This window comes from Streptomyces sp. TS71-3 (assembly GCF_018327685.1).
Taxonomy (GTDB): domain Bacteria; phylum Actinomycetota; class Actinomycetes; order Streptomycetales; family Streptomycetaceae; genus Streptomyces.
In genome coordinates, this window is record NZ_BNEL01000001.1 from 2,589,331 (window position 1) to 2,608,202 (window position 18,872).

The 18,872-nt window shown below is 70.8% G+C and carries 16 protein-coding genes; 3 read left to right on the top strand and 13 right to left on the bottom strand.

The window, feature by feature from the left end; translation table 11 throughout:
* Window positions 1–30 precede the first annotated feature (30 nt).
* From Sm713_RS10530 to Sm713_RS10545, 4 genes are all read right to left on the bottom strand, one after another.
* Complete coding sequence (locus tag Sm713_RS10530) at window positions 31–2,220, bottom strand: WD40 repeat domain-containing serine/threonine protein kinase (RefSeq protein WP_212909355.1); 2,190 nt, start codon at window positions 2,218–2,220, stop codon at window positions 31–33.
* A gap of 473 nt (window positions 2,221–2,693) precedes the next feature.
* Window positions 2,694–4,439, bottom strand: coding sequence for a M4 family metallopeptidase (locus Sm713_RS10535; RefSeq protein ID WP_212909356.1), 1,746 nt, complete (start codon window positions 4,437–4,439; stop codon window positions 2,694–2,696).
* 215 nt (window positions 4,440–4,654) lie between these two features.
* The gene (locus tag Sm713_RS10540; RefSeq protein ID WP_212909357.1) at window positions 4,655–4,906 is read right to left on the bottom strand and encodes a DUF397 domain-containing protein; all 252 of its coding nucleotides are present in this window, start codon (window positions 4,904–4,906) and stop codon (window positions 4,655–4,657) included.
* The gene (locus tag Sm713_RS10545) at window positions 4,903–5,829 is read right to left on the bottom strand and encodes a helix-turn-helix transcriptional regulator (RefSeq protein ID WP_212909358.1); all 927 of its coding nucleotides are present in this window, start codon (window positions 5,827–5,829) and stop codon (window positions 4,903–4,905) included. Before Sm713_RS10545 ends, Sm713_RS10540 begins: the two co-directional genes overlap by 4 nt.
* A 171-nt stretch (window positions 5,830–6,000) precedes the next feature.
* Between Sm713_RS10545 and Sm713_RS10550 the strand changes: the two genes are divergently transcribed.
* The gene (locus tag Sm713_RS10550) at window positions 6,001–6,450 is read left to right on the top strand and encodes an ATP-binding protein (protein ID WP_212909359.1); all 450 of its coding nucleotides are present in this window, start codon (window positions 6,001–6,003) and stop codon (window positions 6,448–6,450) included.
* Between the two features lie 15 nt (window positions 6,451–6,465).
* On the opposite strand, the gene Sm713_RS10555 is transcribed toward Sm713_RS10550, so the two are convergent.
* Together Sm713_RS10555 and Sm713_RS10560 are read right to left on the bottom strand one after the other, a co-directional pair.
* A complete protein-coding gene (locus Sm713_RS10555) occupies window positions 6,466–7,413 on the bottom strand; it encodes a hypothetical protein (protein WP_212909360.1) in 948 nt (315 codons plus the stop codon).
* On the bottom strand, window positions 7,410–7,784 hold the full coding sequence (locus tag Sm713_RS10560; RefSeq protein ID WP_212909361.1) for a peptidase inhibitor family I36 protein: 375 nt from the start codon (window positions 7,782–7,784) through the stop codon (window positions 7,410–7,412). Before Sm713_RS10560 ends, Sm713_RS10555 begins: the two co-directional genes overlap by 4 nt.
* A gap of 510 nt (window positions 7,785–8,294) precedes the next feature.
* Between Sm713_RS10560 and Sm713_RS10565 the strand changes: the two genes are divergently transcribed.
* Window positions 8,295–9,188, top strand: a complete 894-nt coding sequence (locus Sm713_RS10565) for an alpha/beta fold hydrolase (RefSeq protein ID WP_212911930.1) — start codon at window positions 8,295–8,297, stop codon at window positions 9,186–9,188.
* Window positions 9,189–9,288: 100 nt separating this feature from the next.
* Here the strand turns inward: Sm713_RS10565 and Sm713_RS10570 are convergent, their stop codons facing one another.
* The 3 genes from Sm713_RS10570 to Sm713_RS10580 all read right to left on the bottom strand — a co-directional run bounded on the left by Sm713_RS10570 (window position 9,289) and on the right by Sm713_RS10580 (window position 12,719).
* Window positions 9,289–10,830 carry a Rieske 2Fe-2S domain-containing protein gene (locus Sm713_RS10570; RefSeq protein WP_212909362.1) on the bottom strand — a complete coding sequence of 514 codons (1,542 nt, stop codon included), beginning with the start codon at window positions 10,828–10,830 and terminating at the stop codon, window positions 9,289–9,291.
* 218 nt (window positions 10,831–11,048) lie between these two features.
* A complete protein-coding gene (locus tag Sm713_RS10575; RefSeq protein ID WP_212909363.1) occupies window positions 11,049–11,906 on the bottom strand; it encodes an MIP/aquaporin family protein in 858 nt (285 codons plus the stop codon).
* Window positions 11,907–12,035: 129 nt separating this feature from the next.
* Window positions 12,036–12,719: a GntR family transcriptional regulator gene (locus Sm713_RS10580; protein ID WP_212909364.1), complete on the bottom strand. Its 684-nt coding sequence runs from the start codon at window positions 12,717–12,719 to the stop codon at window positions 12,036–12,038.
* Between the two features lie 448 nt (window positions 12,720–13,167).
* Between Sm713_RS10580 and Sm713_RS10585 the strand changes: the two genes are divergently transcribed.
* Window positions 13,168–14,274, top strand: a complete 1,107-nt coding sequence (locus tag Sm713_RS10585) for a chitinase (protein ID WP_249416211.1) — start codon at window positions 13,168–13,170, stop codon at window positions 14,272–14,274.
* Between the two features lie 101 nt (window positions 14,275–14,375).
* On the opposite strand, the gene Sm713_RS10590 is transcribed toward Sm713_RS10585, so the two are convergent.
* The 4 genes from Sm713_RS10590 to Sm713_RS10605 all read right to left on the bottom strand — a co-directional run bounded on the left by Sm713_RS10590 (window position 14,376) and on the right by Sm713_RS10605 (window position 18,729).
* Window positions 14,376–15,260 (bottom strand): D-2-hydroxyacid dehydrogenase, encoded by an 885-nt coding sequence (locus tag Sm713_RS10590; protein ID WP_212909366.1) that lies wholly within the window; start codon window positions 15,258–15,260, stop codon window positions 14,376–14,378.
* 215 nt (window positions 15,261–15,475) lie between these two features.
* Window positions 15,476–16,387 (bottom strand): carbohydrate ABC transporter permease, encoded by a 912-nt coding sequence (locus Sm713_RS10595; protein WP_212909367.1) that lies wholly within the window; start codon window positions 16,385–16,387, stop codon window positions 15,476–15,478.
* Between the two features lie 3 nt (window positions 16,388–16,390).
* The gene (locus Sm713_RS10600) at window positions 16,391–17,434 is read right to left on the bottom strand and encodes a carbohydrate ABC transporter permease (protein WP_212909368.1); all 1,044 of its coding nucleotides are present in this window, start codon (window positions 17,432–17,434) and stop codon (window positions 16,391–16,393) included.
* Window positions 17,431–18,729, bottom strand: coding sequence for an ABC transporter substrate-binding protein (locus Sm713_RS10605; protein ID WP_212909369.1), 1,299 nt, complete (start codon window positions 18,727–18,729; stop codon window positions 17,431–17,433). The genes Sm713_RS10600 and Sm713_RS10605 overlap by 4 nt, the downstream gene beginning before the upstream one ends.
* Window positions 18,730–18,872: the final 143 nt, after the last annotated feature.

Below are 18,872 nucleotides of genomic sequence, written 5' to 3' on the forward strand. Positions count from 1 at the left end.
CCGGCCCCCGGCCGTGTCAGGCCGGCAACCTCAGGCCCGCAACCTCCACAGATACGAGCCCCTGGACGTGCCGACGACCACCCTGCCGTCCGGGCTGAGCGCCACCTGCTCGCTCTTCTTCCCGCCCTCGCCGATCGTCCTGGTGACGCGGTGCGAGCGCGGGTTCCACAGCCGGATGGAGTTGTCGTCGTAGCAGACGGCGAGGGTGCCGTCGCCGCCGAACCCCAGCCCGAGCGGGAGCGTGCCCGCGTGCCGGAGGCCGACCGGCCGCCGGCGCACGGCCGGCAGGTTCCAGAGGTGGACGGTCTCGTCCCGTGTGCCGATGCCGGCCAGGACCGACCCGTCCGCGCTGACCGCCAGCTTCCGCAGACCGCTGGCGGCCCGGCCGACGGCGGTGGTGCGGCCCGTCGCCGTGGACAGCGCACGCAGGGTGCCGTCGCCGCAGCCGACCACGAGGGTCCTCCCGTCCGGCGTGAGGACCGAGCACGTGGTCGCCTCCTCGGCGGGCGAGGTGACGCGCCAGGCCTCCGGGGAGCCCCCGCCCGTGGTGTGCCACACCTGCACCTGGCCGTCGCCGACGCCGTACACCCTCCCGCCGTCCGGGGAGACCGCGAGGCCGATCAGGCTGTTCGCGCTCCTGGGCGCGGCCACGAACGTCCGCCCGAGATCGCCCCACACGTGGACGGTGCCGTGCACGTCGGCGACCGCCAGCACGCGGCTGTCCCCGCTGAACGCCGGGGCGCAGTTCGAGGACGCCTGCGCCTCCCGGAACCGCACGACCCGTTCGCCCGTGCTCGGGTTCCAGACCTGGACGGACGCCTCGCAGCCGCCGGCCAGTTGCCTGCCGTCCGGGCTGAACGCCGTGTTCAGGACGTACTCGCCGCCCGCGGACAGCGGGACGCCGTCCTGCCCGGCGGCCGTCTTCAGCGCGAGGGGCACGCCGATCGCGGTGGCCGCGGCCACCGCACCGAGCGCGACCAGCGCCCGCCGGCGGGTCGTCGCGGGACGCGTGCGGAGCACGGCGGGACTTCGGGGCCCGGCTCCGGTCCCCGCCGCGACCGGCGGGGGAGGCGCCGCGGCGCCCGGCGGCCCGTACGGCGCGCCCTGCTGAGGCCGGGGCCGGGGCCGGGGCGGCGCGGAAACCGTCGCCTGCGCGTGGACCGCCCGCCCACCCGCGCGCGCCGGGGTGACGGCCGGATCGGCGGCGGGATCGACAGCCGGATCGGCCACCGGGTCGACGGCCGTAGTGGTGGCCGTGGCGACGGCCACCGCCGGCACCCGCCCCCGCTCCACACCCGTGCCCGATCCGCCCGGGGCCGGCCCGCCCTCCGGCCCGACCCCGTTGCCCGGCCTCACCCCGCCGTCCGCGAGGGCCCCCAGCACCTGGGCCACGGCCGGCCGGTCGCGCGGGTCCTTCGCCAGGCACGCGGCGACCAGCGGGCGCAGCCCGTGTGCGGCGGGCACCCGGCGGAGGTCGGGCTCCTCGGTGGTGATCCGGTGCATCACGTTCATCAGCGACGTGGCCTCGAACGGCGCCGTGCCGCTGGCCGCGAAGGCCAGCACACCGCCCAGCGAGAACACGTCGCTCTCGGCTCCCACGGGCCGCGCGTGCAGCTGCTCGGGCGACATGAACAGGAAGGTGCCGAGGACGGCGCCCGCCGTGGTCATCGCGTCACCGGTGCTGGTGCTGGTGCCGGTGCCGGTGCCGGTGCCGCTGCCGGAGCCGGTCGCGGTTCCGGTGGCGCGGGCGATGCCGAAGTCGATGATGCGCGGCCCGTCGTGGGCGAGCAGCACGTTGCCGGGCTTGAGGTCGCGGTGCACCACGCCGCACGCGTGGATCGCGGCCAGGCCCTCGGCGAGCCCGGCGCCCAGGGTGCGCAACGCGTCGGGGGACAGCGGGCCGTCCTTCTCGACGGCGTCGTCCAGGGAGGGCCCGGCGACGTACGCGGTGACCATCCACGGCGGGTCGGCCACCGGGTCCGCGTCGACCACCGGCGCCGTGTGGAAGCCGCCCACCCGCCGCGCCGCCTCGATCTCCCGGGCGAACCGCGCCCGGAACTGCGGGTCCCCGGCGTACTCGGATCTGATCACCTTCACGGCGACGGGCCGCCCGCCCGCCGACCTGCCGAAATACACCACACCCATGCCGCCCGCACCGAGCCGGCCCGTCAGCCGGTAGCCGCCGATCCGGTCGGGATCGCCTGGCTGGAGGGGATCCATGTGCTTTCGTTCACCGCCCCGTGAGACCTCCGCCGGACCTTTCCGGCCGCGCGATGGTAGCCCCAGGTCAATCGCCCCGTGAGGGGCGCCCCCGGAGGGGCGCGGGGCTCGTTGGTGTAGGGCTCCGCCGCATGGGCGAGAGCAACCGAGACGAAACCGACGGAACGTCACCGTCGTGGAGTAAGTGGAGTAAGTGGAGTAAGTGGAGTAAGGGGAGTAAGGGGTCGTCACCGTTCCGAAGTACGGATCTGCACCGTTCCGAAGTACGGATCCGAACCGTCCCGAAGGAACGGTTCGTCACCATCCTGGAGGAGCTTTCTCCATGTCTTCTACCCCCACGTCGGAGCCGTACGCCGCGCCCGCACACCCGCGTACGCCGGCGTACACCACGCCCCGCGCAGCCGGCCCCCCGGGGGCAAGCGAACGGGGCGGTGAGGGCCCCTGCAATGCCCTCACCGCCCCGCAGCGATGCCTCAGCCGTTGGAGGCGGTGACGTTCACCGCCGCCCACGCCTTGTCGACGGTGTTGTACTCGGTGCCGCCCTGGCCGTAGAGGTCGGCGGCGGCCTGGAGGGTCGCCGTGCGGGCGTCGTGGAAGTCGGTGGTGGAGACCATGTACCGGGTCAGGGCCTGGTAGAAGATCGCCGTCGCCTTGGTCCGCCCGATGCCCGTGACCGTGGAGCCGTCGAACGTCGCGGAGTTGTACTGGACGCCGTTGATGGTCTTGCTCCCGCTGCCCTCGGCCAGCAGGTAGTACGCGTGCGAGGAGACGCCGGAGCCCGCGTGCACCTCGGTGTTCGGGGCGTTCGTGCTCCAGTAGTCGACCGCGCCTTCGAGCTTGTCCAGCGACGGGTGGTCGAGCCGGCGCAGGAAGCCCTGTGCGAGGCCGAGCTGCTCGCCCATGAGGTAGTTCGGCGGGTCGGCGGGGTTGTTCGTGGTGAACTCCACGTTGCTGCCGAAGATGTCGGCCAGCGACTCGTTGAGGGAGCCGGGCTCGCCGACGAACGTGCCCTGGAGTTTGGCCGTGGACGCCACCACGCCGTGCGTCAGCTCGTGGCCGGTGACGTCGAGCTGGGTGAGGGGCTTGGTGAACGTCTGCCCGTCGCCGTCGCCGTAGATCATGCACCAGCAGTCGTCGGACCAGCCGGCGTTGCCGTAGTTCTGCCCGTAGTGGACGGCGCCCTGGGGGCCGACGCCGTCATTCCGGATGCCGTTGCGGCCGAACGTGTTCTTGTAGAAGTCGAACGTCTTGGTCAGCCCGTACGTGGCGTCCACGCCGGCGGTGTTGGTGTCGGACGTGGTGCCGTTGCCCCACTTGTTGTCCGTGTCGCTCATCACGGTCGCGTCGACGAACGGGTCCGCCAGGAACTGGTTCTTGTCGCTCCTGATCTCCGTCTGGCCGCGCGTGGTGTCGACGAGGGTGTACTTGGACGCCGCGGTCTGCGTGGTGTTGAGCGTGACCGTGCCGCTGTACATGGAGGCGCCGCTGCCCACCGCGGGCGTGGGGAACTTGACGGCCGGGCCCTTGACCTTCGGCGTCGAGGTCTGCCCCGTCAGGGACGGGTTGGCGCGCTCACCGCGCTCCTTGAGCTTCTGCTGCACCGCGGGCGAGATGAACTCGTCCAGGTTGCTGACGTTGCTGAGCACGCTGCCCGTGGCCGCGTCGACGACCACCGAGTGGGAGGCGGTCACGTCGCTGCCGGCGGTGACCGTGGACCGGTAGGCGAGGACGCTCTTGCCGTCCTGCACGTTCACGAAGAGCTGGGGGGCCTCGGAGGCCCCCTTCTTCACGGCCGAGGCGGCCTTGGCCCGCGCCTGCTTCACTGTCAGCTTCGCGGCGACGGACGGCACCGAGACCGTCGTGTCCGCGGCACGCGTCACGCCGAGGTACTTCGACCCCGAGGTGAGGTGGACAACGATGTCGGCACCGGCGACGGGCAGTCCGCGGTACGTCTGCGAGAAGCGGACGTGCTGCTTGCCGCTCTGGTCGACCATGACGTCCGTGGCGACGAGGCCGCTGTGTCTGGACAGCCCGGTCTCGGTCGCGTGCGCGAACGCCGCGGCACTGGCGGCGTCGGCGACCGCCGCGCGGGAGGCCGAGGCCTGGGTGCTGGTGCTGTGGGGAGCCGGGCTCGCCATCGCCGTCGCCGTGATCGAGGCGGAGGCCGCGGTCACGATGGTCACCGCGATGGCGAGCTTGGATATCAAGGGAGCACGCATGTGGGGGTTTCGTCCTTCCTGACACGTCTCGACAAGACCCCCACGGGTTGGCGGGGGCCTTGGCGAGATCATGACACGGTGAACGTTTCCTGCGAAGTCTTGGAAAGTTAAAGAACTTTTCGGGGCCGCGGAGGCGGGGAGATACTTCCGGCCTTTCTTGTGAAGGCCCCATTGCGCAACGGCGGGCCCCCAGGTAGGAGGGCCCGCCGGACAGTTCAGCCGTCGCTACGGGTGGCGAACGGGAGGAAGTTCTCCCAGGCCGTGGGGGCGAGGGCCAGGCTGGGGCCCTGCGTGTTCTTGGAGTCGCGGATGTGGACGGCGGTGGGGCAGCTGGCTATTTCGAGGCAGTCGCCGGAACCGCTGCTGCTGTACGTCGACTTGTGCCAGGTGAGGGCGACCTCCACGCAGTCGTCGCCCGAGCTGCTGCTGTAGCTGCTCTTGAACCAGGCCAGTGCTTCCGAACTCATTCCGATCCTCGCATTCGCTGCAACAGGTCAAGGGAGTCGCTGGGGCTGAGGGCCTGCGAACGCATCCTGGCATACCGCCTCTGGAGGGTGCTGACGACTTTCGGGTCGGCGACGAACTGCCCGTTCTCCTGGCCTTCGAGGTAGGCGAACCACTTGTGCTCTGGGGTCTCCAGAAGCCGGATGGGGCCCTGCAAACCTGCGTGTTCCTCTCGAACCACCGGCATGATCTGGATCTCGACGTTCCTGAACTGGGCGACGTCGATGAGGTGGTCGGCGAGTTCCGAGTTCCTGAACTGGGCGACGTCGATGAGGTGGTCGGCGAGTTCCGAGGTCACTTCCTCGCCGCCAGTGCGCCGCAGTAATACGTGCTCCTCCAGGATAAAGTCGAAGGACGTGTTCGGGCGCTCCCGAAGGAGGCGTTGCCGTTCCAGCCGCGCCGCGAGTTGAGTCTCGATCAGCTCCGCATCCAGCGGTGGAACGTGGTTGAGGAACAGCGCCCGTGCGTATCCCTCCGTCTGCAACAGCCCAGGGATGGACCGGCACTCATACGTGTAGAGACAGATCGCCTCCGCCTCCATCCGCGCCCACAGCCGGAACCAACTGGCCAATCCGCGGCGCCGCGCGATGTGGCGTGCCGCGCGGCGCAACGCGCCCGTGTTGCCGGTGGCCATCTCCGCCGCCTCCACGTAGTCGGGGTCGGGCATCCGCCGCCCCTGCTCGATGGAGGCGACCGTGTGCTTGGAGAAGCCGACCTTCTCGCCGAACTCCGCGCGGCTGAGGCCCGCGTGCTCCCGTAACCCCTGGACCGCGGCGCCGAAGGTCCGCAGACTGTCCGAGGACTCCAGGTCCATGCCCGTGGTCCCCGAGGTTTCCGAGGCTCCCGTGGTCTCCGTCGTTTCCGTCGTTTCCCTCTCGTCTGTCATCGCCGACTTCCTCCCGTAGCCCTTCGGATGACGTCCGGTGTTATTAACAGCACTGGTTCGAGGGAGGTAACGGGTGGCCCGTCGTACCGTTTTGGGAAAATCGGCGTACAACGCCCGGGGTACGCAGGGCGGACATAGCGGAGGGCCCCGGCGGCGGAACACATTGCTGCCATGACGTCACGCGAGTTCACGCAGCGGTTCAGTTCCACGCCCCTCGGGGCGCGCCTCGCCCGGCACCTGGTCGTGCACCAGCTCCACACCTGGGGCATCCCGCACGGCACGGAGGCGTCCGACACCGCTGCCCTGATCGTCGCCGAACTCGCCGCCAACGCGGCCACGCACGGCCGCGTGCCGGGGCGGGACTTCGAGGTGCGGGTGACGCTCACGGCGGAGGCGGGGGCCGTGGGTGCCGAGCGCGGCGGCACGCTCACCGTGGAGGTCTCGGACACCCGAGGCGAGTGCCGCCCGCCGGACCCGGCCGGGCTCGCCGCGCCCGCACCGCTGGGCCACGGCGGGCGCGGCCTGTTCCTCGTGGCGGCGTGTGCCTCACGCTGGTCGGTGCGGGACCGGGCGCCGGGTCCGGGGAAGACGGTCGTCGCGGAGCTGGACCTCAAGGCGTGAGCCCGGGGTGCCGGCTCAGGGCCCGACGACTGCCCGTAGGCGTCGGCGGAACTCGTCCAGATCGCGCCGGTACCGCTCGGTGAGCACCTGCTGCTCGATTCGCTGCTGCGCCTTCTGCGTCACCGGCCGCAGGTGCACCGTGGCCTGGCAGGCCGCGTCCGCCTCGGCGGTCGTGAGTTCCGCGCGGGTCGCTGCCTGTGCCGCGGCCGAGCTGCGGGCGTCCCGGAACCGGAGGTAGATCTGCTGGCGCGGGTCCGCCAGTTTCCGCGCGGGGTGGCCGGCTCGGCGCATGCAGGAGGACCACGCCCTCGTCGCGACCGTGACCGCGGCGTCCTTGCCCGTCCGCCCTATGACGACGTTGCTCAGTGCCTGGACGGTGTAGGAGAGCCGGTCCCAGTCGCCGCCGAAGACCGTCTGCCTGGCCTTGGCCACGCACCCGTCCACCGAGATGGTCACTTCGCTTCTGTCCGGCAGGTCGAGCGTCCGCTGGTGCTTGCGGCTGCCGACCAGCGCGTCGTCGTACCGGGCATCAGCAGCCGGCTGCGCGGGGGCGCCGCTCTGCGGGCGGTCGGGGGCCTGGCGGACGGGCAGGATTCCGTACCCGTCCGTGCGCGCCGTTGCCGCGTCGAGCAGGTAGTAGGGGTTGTCCGGCTCGGACGGCGACGGGGACGGGGACGGCGACGGGGACGAGGACGAGGACGGAGACGTGGGCAGGGACCCGGACGCCGCGGGCGCCTGGGGCCGGTAGCTGAACCCTCGCGTCCGCATGCACGTCGCGGTGGCCCGGTCGAGTTTCTGGTCGATGGTGCGCTGCTGACCGGCCGTGTAGTAGGCGGCGTTGCGGAAGGGGTAGAGGCGCGCGGGGCGGGCCTGGTCGGAGGGGGACGGCGTCCCACAGGCGACCAGGCCCGCGAGCGCGAACGCCCCCACGAGGCAGCGGGTGACGACGGCTCGGGGATTCACGAGCAGTTGAACCACTTGTTGCTGAGGGCGCTCTCCTGGATGGCGCTTCCGTTGAGGCTCTTCCAGCCCGTGCCCCGGTTGAGGGCGTAACGGGTCCCGCGGTACCACTGGTAGGAGTAGATGTAGACGTCGCACCGGGTGCCGTTGTTGTAGATCGAGTTGGCGGTGGTCCACTGGTAGTAGGGCGTCAGATCCTGGTTGTCTCCGTACAACGGCCCAGGAACGCCTCTCCAGTCGAGATCCTGGTAAGCGCACACGGCGCCGGACGGGCAAGCGCTGGCACTGGCGGTTTCGGTGACACCTGCTGTGGCGATCGCCGCCAGCGCGGTGGTCGTGGCGAGAGCGGTGAGGCTCCGTCTCAGTGAGTGCATCGGCTCTCCTCGGTTCGTTGGACGTGGCGTCCGGGTGTCCGGCAGTGGACGGGGCCGAGGGGGCGGGACCGATCCTGCTCCCGCCCGTCGGCTGGCCCACAGTGCGACGTCCGGCCGGTGCTGCCCAGGGGGTACCGAGGAGTTGAGCACGATCTGGGACGTCCCGCGCTGTGACCTGGGCGGACGCGCCCGGGAGTGAGGCGCCGGCGGGACGGCTGAGGGGGCGGCGGCGGATGGCTGAGGGGGTTCGGCGGCGGACGGCCGGAGACGTTCCCCGGCCGTGTACCCGTCCGTGATCACGGGAGTTCCAGGCTTCCGGCCAAGCGGAACGGGCGCATGGAAAGTGGTGCTGGGTCCACCCCTGTGGTGGTGCTGGACCGCTGGCAGGCCGAGCGGGCCGTTCATAGCGTCGTGCTCATGATGGATGACACGAACGAAGAACGAACCGGTGCCACCAGGCGGACGGCCTTGCGTGGGCTGGGACTCGCGGTGGGAGGCATGGCCCTGGCCATGGGGCTCGGAACCTCGCCGGCCGCTGCGGACCCGCGTCGCGGGCCCACCACCTACGTGCTGGTGCACGGTACCCACAGCGCCGGCGCGTTCTGGATGCCGATCGCGCGGGAGCTGACGCTGCGCGGTCACCGCGTCGTCATGGTGGACCAGCCGCAGCATGGCGCGGAGGCATTCGTGCCGGAGTCGTATCAGCGGCAGGACCTCGAAGCGATGGCCGTCGAGCCTTCCCCGCTGAAGGGACTCGGCCTGGAGGACTACGAGGCGCGCGTCACGGGCATCGTGCGGCGGGCGGCACGGAACGGCCCGGTGGTGCTGGTCGGGCACAGCCTGGGCGGCGTATCGGTCAGCCGTGTCGGCGATGCCGTACCGCATCTGCTGCACCACATCTGCTACATGGCGGCCTTCTGTCCCAGCCGCGTCCTGCCCACAGCGGACGCCTGCACGGCGGCACCCGAGAACGCGAACGCCGTCAGCCCGGTCGAGCTGACGGTGGGTGACCCGGACCGGCTCGGTGTCCTACGACTGAACTTCCGGACAGGTGACGGCCGTGCGCTGGCCCTCCTGAAGGAGATGATCTGCGCGGACTACCCCGACGCCGCATTCCGCCGGATCCTCGCCGGCATGCAGACCGACGAGCCCATCGCCGCTTATGCGGGCCGGGCGGTCGGCCGGGCCGGCAGCTGGGGACGCGTTCCCCGCACCTACCTGCGTTTCGGCAAGGACCGGACGATCGCCACCGCACTCCAGGACAGAATGATCGCGGAAGCCGACGCGTTCACGCCCGGCAACAGCTTCCGCGTGCACGACTTTCCCGGCGCGTCGCATGTCGGCCCTCTGGATCCCGTCCCGGTCGCTGAGATCCTGGACACGCTCGCAGGGCGAGGGATATAGGGCACTCGAAGAAGGTCGTCGGCTCGTCGGCTCGTCGGGTCGTCGGCTCGTCGGGTCGTACCCGGCGTACGAGCGCGGCGGCCCCCCGTCCGCCGTCGCCTCACTCGATCCGTGCCGCCCGGATGTCGTGCCCGTCCGCCGTCAGGCAGCGGCCCGTGGGCAGGTCGTAGCGCCAGCCGTGCAGCGTGCAGGTGAGGACGTCGCCGTCGAGCTGGCCGAAGCGGCTGAGGTCGGCGCGCAGGTGGGGGCAGCGGCGCTGGACCTGCCAGTCCTCGATCTTGATGTCGTCCTCTTCCCCGTCGCCCGCCTCGTAGTAGTTCTCGACGTAGTCGATGCGTTCCTGCGAGAGGCACTTGAAGAAGACGTAGAGGAATTCGTTGTAGGGCCCGACGCGGCTGGCCGAGAAGCGCAGGGACAGCAGCAGGCTGTTGGACCAGTCGATCTCGCGGCGGACGATGTTGGTGGCGATGAGGTCGCCCGCGGTGGAGAGCGTGTAGCGGCAGCGTTCGCCCGCCCAGAACCTGACCTCGCGGGCCGGGAAGTCGATCACGAGAGAGGTCTCGCCGACGTTGAAGCGGGCCGGGCCGCCGACGCCCTCGCAGATCCGGTCGGCGCGGGCGAGCAGCGGCTCCCACCACTGCTTCAGCTCGGCGAGCAGTCGGTCCGGGGCGAGCGCGGGGGTGCGGGAGGCCTTCTCGGCGGCGAGTGCGGGGCGCTGCCGTTCGGCGTAGTCGCGCAGGTAGCCGCGCTTGTCCTCGAAGACGCGGTCGATCTCCTGCTGGCTGAACCGGTGGCTCGGCTTGCACGGGCCGTTCCGCGTCAGCTCCACCTCCGTGCCCGGCAGCAGCAGGTGCGCGGAGACGTCGGGGCGGGCTGCGGCGAGCTTGCCCAGGAACTCGCGCTGGTCGACGAAGATGCTCTCGCCGTCGAGCCCGGTGCCGTTCAGGTCGAAGAGGTCGTCGTCGAGGAAGCAGGCCGGGCCGGCGTTCGGGAACACCTGCGCGGCGCCCACCGCGTCGATGTAGGTCAGCGCGCGGTCGAACTGCCCCTGGCGCTTCCGCGCGGCGAACTCCTTCTTCGCCGCGTCCGGGAAGTCGTACACCATCGGGTGCCAGATAGCGCCGGAGAACTGCAGGAAGTACGCGTCTACCTCGCCGAACTCCCGGATGTCCTGGACCGCGAGCGGGTGCGCGTCGTTCTGGTTGAGCAGCACCATCCGGCCGTCGTCGAGGGAGAGCGCGGAGTCGCCGATGGGGCCGTCGCCCGGTCCGGTCAGCGCGGTGATCATGATGCGCAGCCCGTCGCGCTCGACCGGGACGCCGGTGCGGGTGCGCAGGAAGTCCGTGAAGCCGAGCGCGCGCAGCTCGCTCTCCAGCTCGTCGGTGGCGAAGGCGGGCAGCAGTACGGTGACGTCCTTGCTGACGTTGCGCCGCAGGTTCTCCGCGTCGAAGTGGTCCCGGTGCAGGTGGGACACGTAGAGGTAGTCGGCGGCGCGGCCGTAGTGGGGCCAGTCGAGATCCGAGTTGTCCGGGAACGGGAACCACGACCCGAAGAAGGCGGGGTTCACCCAGGGGTCGCACAGTACCGATCCTGCCGCGGTCTCGATGAACAGCCCAGCATGGCCAAGCCCTGTCACACGCACGTCAAAGCACCCCGATTTCCGGACGGCGGGAAGATCGCATACGTCTCGACCATGGGCCGGGTCGGGCGGGCGCGCATCCGGAGCGTGGCGGAAGGGTGACGGTGGGTGGGGGCGGGTGGATGCCGGTGCGGCCGGTCGGGGCAGGCCACACCGGCAGCTGAGGAAAGGCGGTGAACGCTCAGGACAGGTGCCGAACGCTCAGGAAGTGCGGTGAACGCTCAGGACATGTGCGAACCGTCCCGGTGGGTGCCGCAGAGCCGGTGGGTGAGGAGCCGGCGCCGGGTGACGAGCCCGTGCAGCGCGGTCGCCGCGATGGCGCCGGCCATGGGGGCGAGCAGGTAGGCCCAGAGGAAGTCCAGGTGGCCCGAGACGAGGGCGGGGCCGAACTGGCGGGCCGGATTGACGCAGCCCCCGGTGATCGTCCCGAGCGTCGCGATGGCCGTGCCGACGAGCAGCCCCACCAGGCCGGGCGCGAAGCGGGCGAGCCTCGGCACCGACAGGAACCACCCCACGAGCAGCACGATGACGCCGAACGACGCGCCCTCCGCCCCGAAGAGGGCCAGGTCCGACCAGCCGGGGCCGGGCCGCAGCGCGGCGTCGTTCACGGGCGGCCCGTCGACCACGTCGCCCCACGCGGCACGGGCGATCAGCACGCCGAGAAAGGATCCCGCGAGCTGGGCCGCGATGTACGGCACCACGGCCACTCCGTGGAAGACCCCGAACCGCCACATCGTGAGCGTGATCGCGGGGTTGACGTGGCCTCCGGACACCCTGCCGGCCGGGCTCACGATCAGCCCGGAGAGCAGCACGCCGACCGCGCCGCCGACGATGAGCAGTTGCAGGTTGATCGACGGGACGGCCGAGGAGACGGGCGAGGGGCCAGAGACCCACCGCACGATCGTGGTCACCGTGAACAGCAGGACCAGGGCAAGCAGGAACTCCAGCAGGCTGTTCCGGAGGATCACCTTCGGCGCGATGGGCCCCGCCGGGGTGGCGGACGCGGGGCCGGCGGAGCCGGAGCGGCCGGACGCGGAGCCACCGGACGCCGGGCCGCGCGCGTGGGGGGAGCGGGGCATGGGGGTGGCTCGCTTCGGCCGGGTGCCGATGACGGGTTCGGATTCGGATTCGGATTCGTAGCTTAGTGCCCGGTATCGGGCGTGCAAGGAACCGCTCCGGTCGCCCGTCGGGCCGGTGTCCCGGCTGGATCAGACGGTGTCCGGCTCCCGTGGGGCGAGCCGGGCCGTGAGGAGCCGTTCCCGGGCATGGTCCAGGTGCTCGGTCAGGCGCGCCTGCGCCGCGGCCGAGTCGCCCGTGCGGATGGCGTCGAGGATCGCCGCGTGCTTCTGGGCGACCGTCTCGGGGGCGGTGGTGCGGTGCGCCTGGTACTGGCCCATGGTCAGGTGGACCTCGCCCAGGATGATCTGGTGCATCCGGGAGAGGCGCTGGCTGCCGACGCCGTCCACCAGAGCCGAGTGGAAGGCGATGTCGGCCTCCACCTGCGCCTCGAAGGTGCGGTCCCGGGCGGCCAGCTCGATCGCGGTCTGCGCGCGCTCGGCCTCGATGGGGACGGTGCGGGTGGCGGCGAGCGAGACGACCGCGGCGCGCTCGATGGTGCCGCGGCTGAAGAAGAGGTCGCGGATCTCATCGTCGTCCAACTGCGGCACGACGGCCGTCTTGTGGGCGGAACGGCGCAGCAGGCCGCCGACGACCAGGCGCTCCAGGCACGCCTTCGCGGTGGGCCGCGCGACGTCGTACTCCGTCGCTATGCGGACCTCGGTGAGCTTCTCGCCGGCCTTGATGTCGCCGGTGACGATGCGTCGCCGTACCGATTCGTAGAGCGCCTCGGTCAGCGAGGACGGGCCGACCCGGAAGCGTGCGTCGTTTGCCACGCCCTTAGTGTGCCATAGTCAGACAAGTGCACTGGGCAGACCATGGTTCAACGGTGTACAGGCCATGGTTCACGGTGGCATTGACCGAATACGAGCGTTGACGGGCCTGAATCCACCTGCCATGGTCTAGACCTGAAACGGCAGTGGCTCTTCCGCACGTAGCAGTGGCTCTTCCTCCCAGAGCAGTGGACCCTCCGCCCCCCCGTGCCATCCCGACGGACCGCCGCACGGACCGCGGCACAGATAGCCGTACCGCCGCACAGATCGCCGTACCGCCGTACGTCCGCCGCACGTCCCGCGGAGGCGGAGGCCTCTGCTCCCTGCCTTCCGACACCACCAGGAGTGTGACGTCGCGATGCCCACCCCTCCCGTCAGACAGACGTCTCAAAGACGCACGGTCTCCCTCAGACGCACGGTCTCCCCCGGACGCGCGGCCCCGCTCGCACGCGTGGCCGCCGTCCGCCTCGCCGTGTGCGCGGCGCTGGCCGCGGTGTTCGCCGCGCTGTTCGTCGCCGTGCCCGCCCAGGCCGCCGACGGCCAGATCACCGGACTCGCCGGCAAGTGCGTCGACGTGGCCGGGGCCAGCAGCACCAACGGCGCCGCCGTGCAGCTCTACGACTGCAACGGGACCACCGCGCAGCGCTGGTCCAACCCGGGCGACGGCACCCTGCGCGCGCTCGGCAAGTGCCTGGACGTGGTGGACCGCAGCACGGCCGACGGGGCCGCGGTCCAGCTCTGGGACTGCTCGGGCAGCGCCAACCAGCAGTGGGTGGTCACCTCCGCCCACGACATCGTCAACCCCGCCGCGAACAAGTGCCTGGACGTGCGCGACAACACCAGCGCCAACGCCACCCGCCTCCAGATCTGGACCTGTACGGGTGGCTCCAACCAGAAGTGGAACGCGCCCGCGGGCAGCGGTGGCGGCGGCACGCCGTCCGGGTTCGTGGTCTCCGAGTCGCAGTTCAACCAGATGTTCCCGGGCCGGAACGGCTTCTACACGTACAGCGGCCTCGTGGCGGCGCTGAGCTCCTATCCGGGCTTCGCGAAGACGGGCAGCGACACGGTCAGGAAGCAGGAGGCGGCGGCCTTCCTCGCCAACGTCAGCCATGAGACGGGCGGGCTGGTGTACGTGGTCGAGCAGAACACGGCCAACTACCCGCACTACTGCGACGCGAGCCAGTCCTACGGCTGCCCCGCCGGCCAGGCCGCCTACTACGGACGCGGCCCCATCCAGCTCAGCTGGAACTTCAACTACAAGGCCGCCGGCGACGCGCTCGGCATCGACCTCCTCCACAACCCGTGGCTGGTGGAGAACGACGCGGCCGTGGCCTGGCGCACCGGCCTCTGGTACTGGAACACGCAGTCCGGCCCCGGCTCCATGACCCCGCACAACGCCATGATCAACCAGGCCGGCTTCGGCCAGACGATCCGCAGCATCAACGGCTCCCTGGAGTGCGACGGCAGGAACCCCGCACAGGTGCAGAGCCGGGTGGACAGGTACCAGCAGTTCACGTCCATCCTCGGGGTCAGCCCCGGAGCGAACCTGTACTGCTGACCGGCCCCGCACCACTCGCCGTGCGCGCGGCCCGGCCGATTGCCGCCGCGCGCACGGCGCCCCACTCGATGCCGGGCCACGCGCGACGGCTCCCGGCCCTCTCAGTACCCCTCCTCCTTGTCCACCACGTTCACCAGCGGCTCCCCCCGCGCGAACCGTCGCAGGTTCTCCAGCAGGATCGCGTCTCCGCGCCGGGCCGTGGCCTCGGTCGTGGCGCCGTTGTGCGGGGTGACGATGACGTTGGGGAGGGTCCACAGCGGGCTGTCGGCGGGCAGGGGTTCGGTCGCGTGGGCGTCCAGGCCCGCGCCCGCGAGGCGTTCCTCGCGCAGGGCCGTCACGAGCGCGTCCTCGTCGATGATTCCGCCGCGGGAGATGCAGATGACGAATGCCGTGGGCTTCATCAGCCGGAGCGCCGCGGCGTCGATCAGCCCGGCGGTCGCCGGGGTGCGGGGTGCGGTGACGACCAGGAAGTCCGCGGCGGCCAGTACCCGCGGCAGCCCCTCGGGCCCGTACACCTCGTCCACCGCCGGTGTGGGCAGCCCGGCCCTGCGCCGTACCCCGACCACCCGCATGTGGCAGGCCTTGGCCTTGGCCGCGAGGTCCACGCCGCTGTGCCCGAGGCCCACGATGCCCAGGGTGTGCCCGGCCAGCTCGCCGTGCACCCGGCGCTCCCAGCGGTGCTCGGCCTGGGCCCGCGCCCACCGGGGCGCGTCGCGGCTGAGCATCAGCATGAGCATCAGGGCGTGCTCGGCGAGCGGGATCGCGCCGTTGCCCACGGACGACGTGAGTTGGATGCCGGAGGCGGACAGCTCCGGGGAGAGGTAGCCGTCGACGCCGGCGGCGGCGCTGTGGATCCAGCGCAGGCGGCGCGCGGTCGGCAGTCTCTCCGGCGGGACCGGGCCCACGACGGCGTCCGCCGCGGTGAGCAGGGCGTCGTCCGGTTCCGGTGCGAAGACGACTCGGGCGGGGGAGGCTGCCGCCTCCATGTGCCGGAGTTCTTCGGGGCGCCGGGGGCCGAGCACCACGATGAGGGGGATGCCCCCTCGGGCCGGTGGTCCGCTTTCCCTTTCGTCGTGGCCGCTCGCGCAGTTCCCCGCGCCCCTGTCGGGGCCCTGCCCCCTCGGGTTCGTGGGCTGCTTTCCCTTTCGTCGTGGCTGGTCGCGCAGTTCCCCGCGCCCCTTATGGGGCGCTGACGCGCCCGTCATTTCAACCCCGTCGTCGCAATGCCGCGGACCAGGTGCCGCTGCGCCAGTGCGAAGAAGACGAGGATCGGCAGGAGCGAGATCAGCGACATCGCGAACAGCATGCCGATGCCGCTCTGGTTCTCCGCGGACACCATCGAGTTCAGCGCCACGGGCACCGTGAACGCGCCGGTGCGGGTCAGGTAGATCAGGGGGACGAAGAAGTCGTTCCAGGTCCAGATGAACGTGAAGATGGTGGTGGTCACCAGCGCGGGCCGCATCAGCGGGAGGATCACGCTCCAGAACGTGCGGAACGGTCCCGCGCCGTCGATCCACGCCGCCCGGTCCAGATCGCGCGGAACGGTCCGGATGAACTGCACCATCAGGAAGACGAAGAACGCGTCGGTGCCCAGGAACTTCGGGAGCAGCAGCGGCACGTACGTGTTCACCAGGTGCAGCTTCGAGAAGACGATGTACTGCGGAATGATCAGCGCGTGGATCGGCAGCATCACCGCGCCCAGCGTGATGGCGAGGTACACCTTCCGCATCCGGAACTCCATGCGGGCCAGCGCGTAGGCGGTCAGCGAGCAGGAGAAGAGGTTCCCGACGATCGCCCCGACGGAGACGATCAGGGAGTTGATGAAGAAGATGGAGAACGGCTGGTTGAGGATGTTCCAGCCCTCGACGAAGTTCCGGAACGTGAACTGCTTCGGGATCAGGCCCGGTTCCGTGAGCACCAGGTGCCCGGGCTTGAACGCGCTGACCAGCATCCACAGCAGTGGATAGAGCATCAGCAGGACGAACACGATGAGCGCGGCGTGGGTGAAGGCGGAGCGCATCCGGGAGCTGGTCGGCACCCGTCCGTGGTGCGTCTGCGGCGACTTGGCCGTCGCCGGCGTCTGAATCGCCTCCGTGGCGGACCCGGTAGTCATACGTCACTCGTCTCCGTAGAAGACCCAGTACTTCGACAGCAGGAAGTGGACGGCGGTGATGACCGCGATCACCACCATCAGCACCCACGCGAGCGCCGAGGCGTATCCCATGTCGAAGTTCACGAAGCCCTGCTTGTAGAGGTACAGGGTGTAGAAGAGCGTGGAGTTCGACGGCCCGCCGGTGCCCTTGCTGACGATGTCGGCCTGCGTGAAGGACTGGAAGGCGCCGATCGTCTGGAGGATCAGGTTGAAGAAGATGATGGGCGTGAGCAGCGGGATCGTGATGCTGCGGAACTGCCTGAAGCGCCCGGCGCCGTCCACCCGCGACGCCTCGTAGAGGTCGTCGGGTATCTGCCGCAGCCCGGCGAGGAAGATCACCATGGGGGAGCCGAACGCCCAGACGTGCAGCACGATCAGGGTGGCCAGCGCGGTGGACGGATCCTGGAGCCAGCTGTGGCCGTGGATGTGCACGAGCGCCAGGGCCCGGTTGACGAGGCCGGTGTCGCCGAAGATCTGCCGCCACAGGATCGCCACCGCCACGCTGGCGCCCAGCAGCGACGGCAGGTAGAAGACGCTGCGGTAGAAGGAGAGCGCCCGCAGGCCCCGGTCCAGGACCAGCGCGAGGAACAGCGCGAACGCGAGTTGCAGCGGGACCGACACGACGACGTAGACGAGCGTCACCCGCACCGACGCCCAGAACTGCGCGTCGTGCGCCATCCGCCGGAAGTTCTCCAGGCCGGTGAAGTGCGGCGAGGCGAGGATGTCGTAGTCGGTGAACGCGAGGTAGAGCGAGGCGAGCAGCGGCACCGAGGTGATCAGCACCAGGCCGAGCTGCCAGGGGATCAGGAAGATGTGCGCCGCCCTGCCCTGCCGGTGCAGGTGGGAGACGGCGCCGGTGGTGCCGGTCCGGCCCGTCCGGCCCCGGCGGAGTCCGAAGGGGCCCTCGCCCGGCGCGCCCGGGGCGCGTTCGCCGGGGGTGCCGGTGCCCTGCGCGGAGGTGCCGCTCGGGCCGGTGGCGGGACGGGGGGCGCTGCGCGGGAGGCTCATGCGCGCTCCAGGTCTTGGTGGATCCGGTCGATCATCTCGCGCGCGCCGGCGGTGGTGGAGGTGCTGCCGAGGGCGATGTTCCCGGCGATCTCGGTCATCGTGTCGCGCCAGGTGTTGGAGCCGGCGGGCGCCTCGTAGCGGGTGCCCATCGCGGGGGACTCCTGGTCGCCGCGGACGAGGTTCAGCATCTCCAGCTCGTCGCGGGTGGCGTGCGGCCGGTAGGCCTCCACGACCCTCCGGTTCGGCGGCGCGCCCATGGACAGGCCGGTGGCTCTCGGCATCGCCACGTTGTTGACGTTGAAGTCGATCAGGCTGCCGGCGGCCTTCAGGCTCGCCCTGTCGATCTCGCGGGAGATCGTGAGGCGCGGGTAGTACTGGAACTTGTGGTGCGGCGCGGCGCCCGGCGCGACGGGCGCGGGGCGCTGCCGGAAGCGGTACTGGGGGAACATCTTGCCCTCGTCCACGATGTGGTTGGAGTCGCCGACGTTCACCAGCACCTTGCCGCCGACCGTCGCCCAGTCGAAGGCCATGCCCTCCTGCTCGCTCATGGTGAGGGTGGCGCCGGCCTTGCGGAGCCGCTCCCACCAGTCGAACCACGACGCGAGACCGTCCTCGGTGAAGCCGATGCGCCCGTCGCGGGTCCACAGCTGCTCGCCGCGCTGCCGCAGCCAGGACTCGAAGACCAGGTCGATGTCCGAGCGGTACGGCAGGCCCTTGCGGCCGTGGCCGTTGTGGCGGGTGTAGTCGATGAGGAGTTCGGCGAGCTTGTCCCAGGTCCAGCCGGGGCCCTCGCCGTCGGGGAAGGTGACCCCGTCCTGCCGGGCGAAGTCCTCGTTGTAGCGGATCGCGGAGACGTAGACGCCGAGCGGGATGGTGTTGAGGGCGCCGTTCAGGCGGAAGGAGTCGAGCTGCTCCTTGGAGTAGTCGTCCAGGTGCAGGGTCGGGATCTCGTCCAGCGGGTGGAAGAGGTCGTTCTTCTCGTAGGTGAGGACCTGGGGCGACGCGATCCAGAACACGTCCGGCACGTCATGCGCGGCGATCATGGTGGTCATCCGCTCCTGCGAGGCCGTGTAGTCGGCGAACTCCGGCACCACCGTGACGGTGCCGTGCCCCCGCGCGTACGCGTCGAAGCCCCGCGAGTACGTCTTCAGGCGGATGTTGTCGCCCCAGAACCCGTAGCGCAGGGACGTGTGGCCGTTCCACGTCCCGCTGTCGTCCCGCCCCACGCCGCAGGCGGCTGCCGTGGCCGTGACCAGGCCGGCCGCACCGGCTTTGAGCAGAGCCCTGCGATCCATCGCTTCTCCCGTCGGCTTCGTCGATGTCTGGGAGGCCCCGCACGTTCGCAGCGGCGGCGTGGGGGTTCGGGTGCGTGTCATTGCACTGCCGGTTGGATTGCCCGTCAAGAGTTCTTGCTTAGTTGTTTGACAATTTGGCTGGG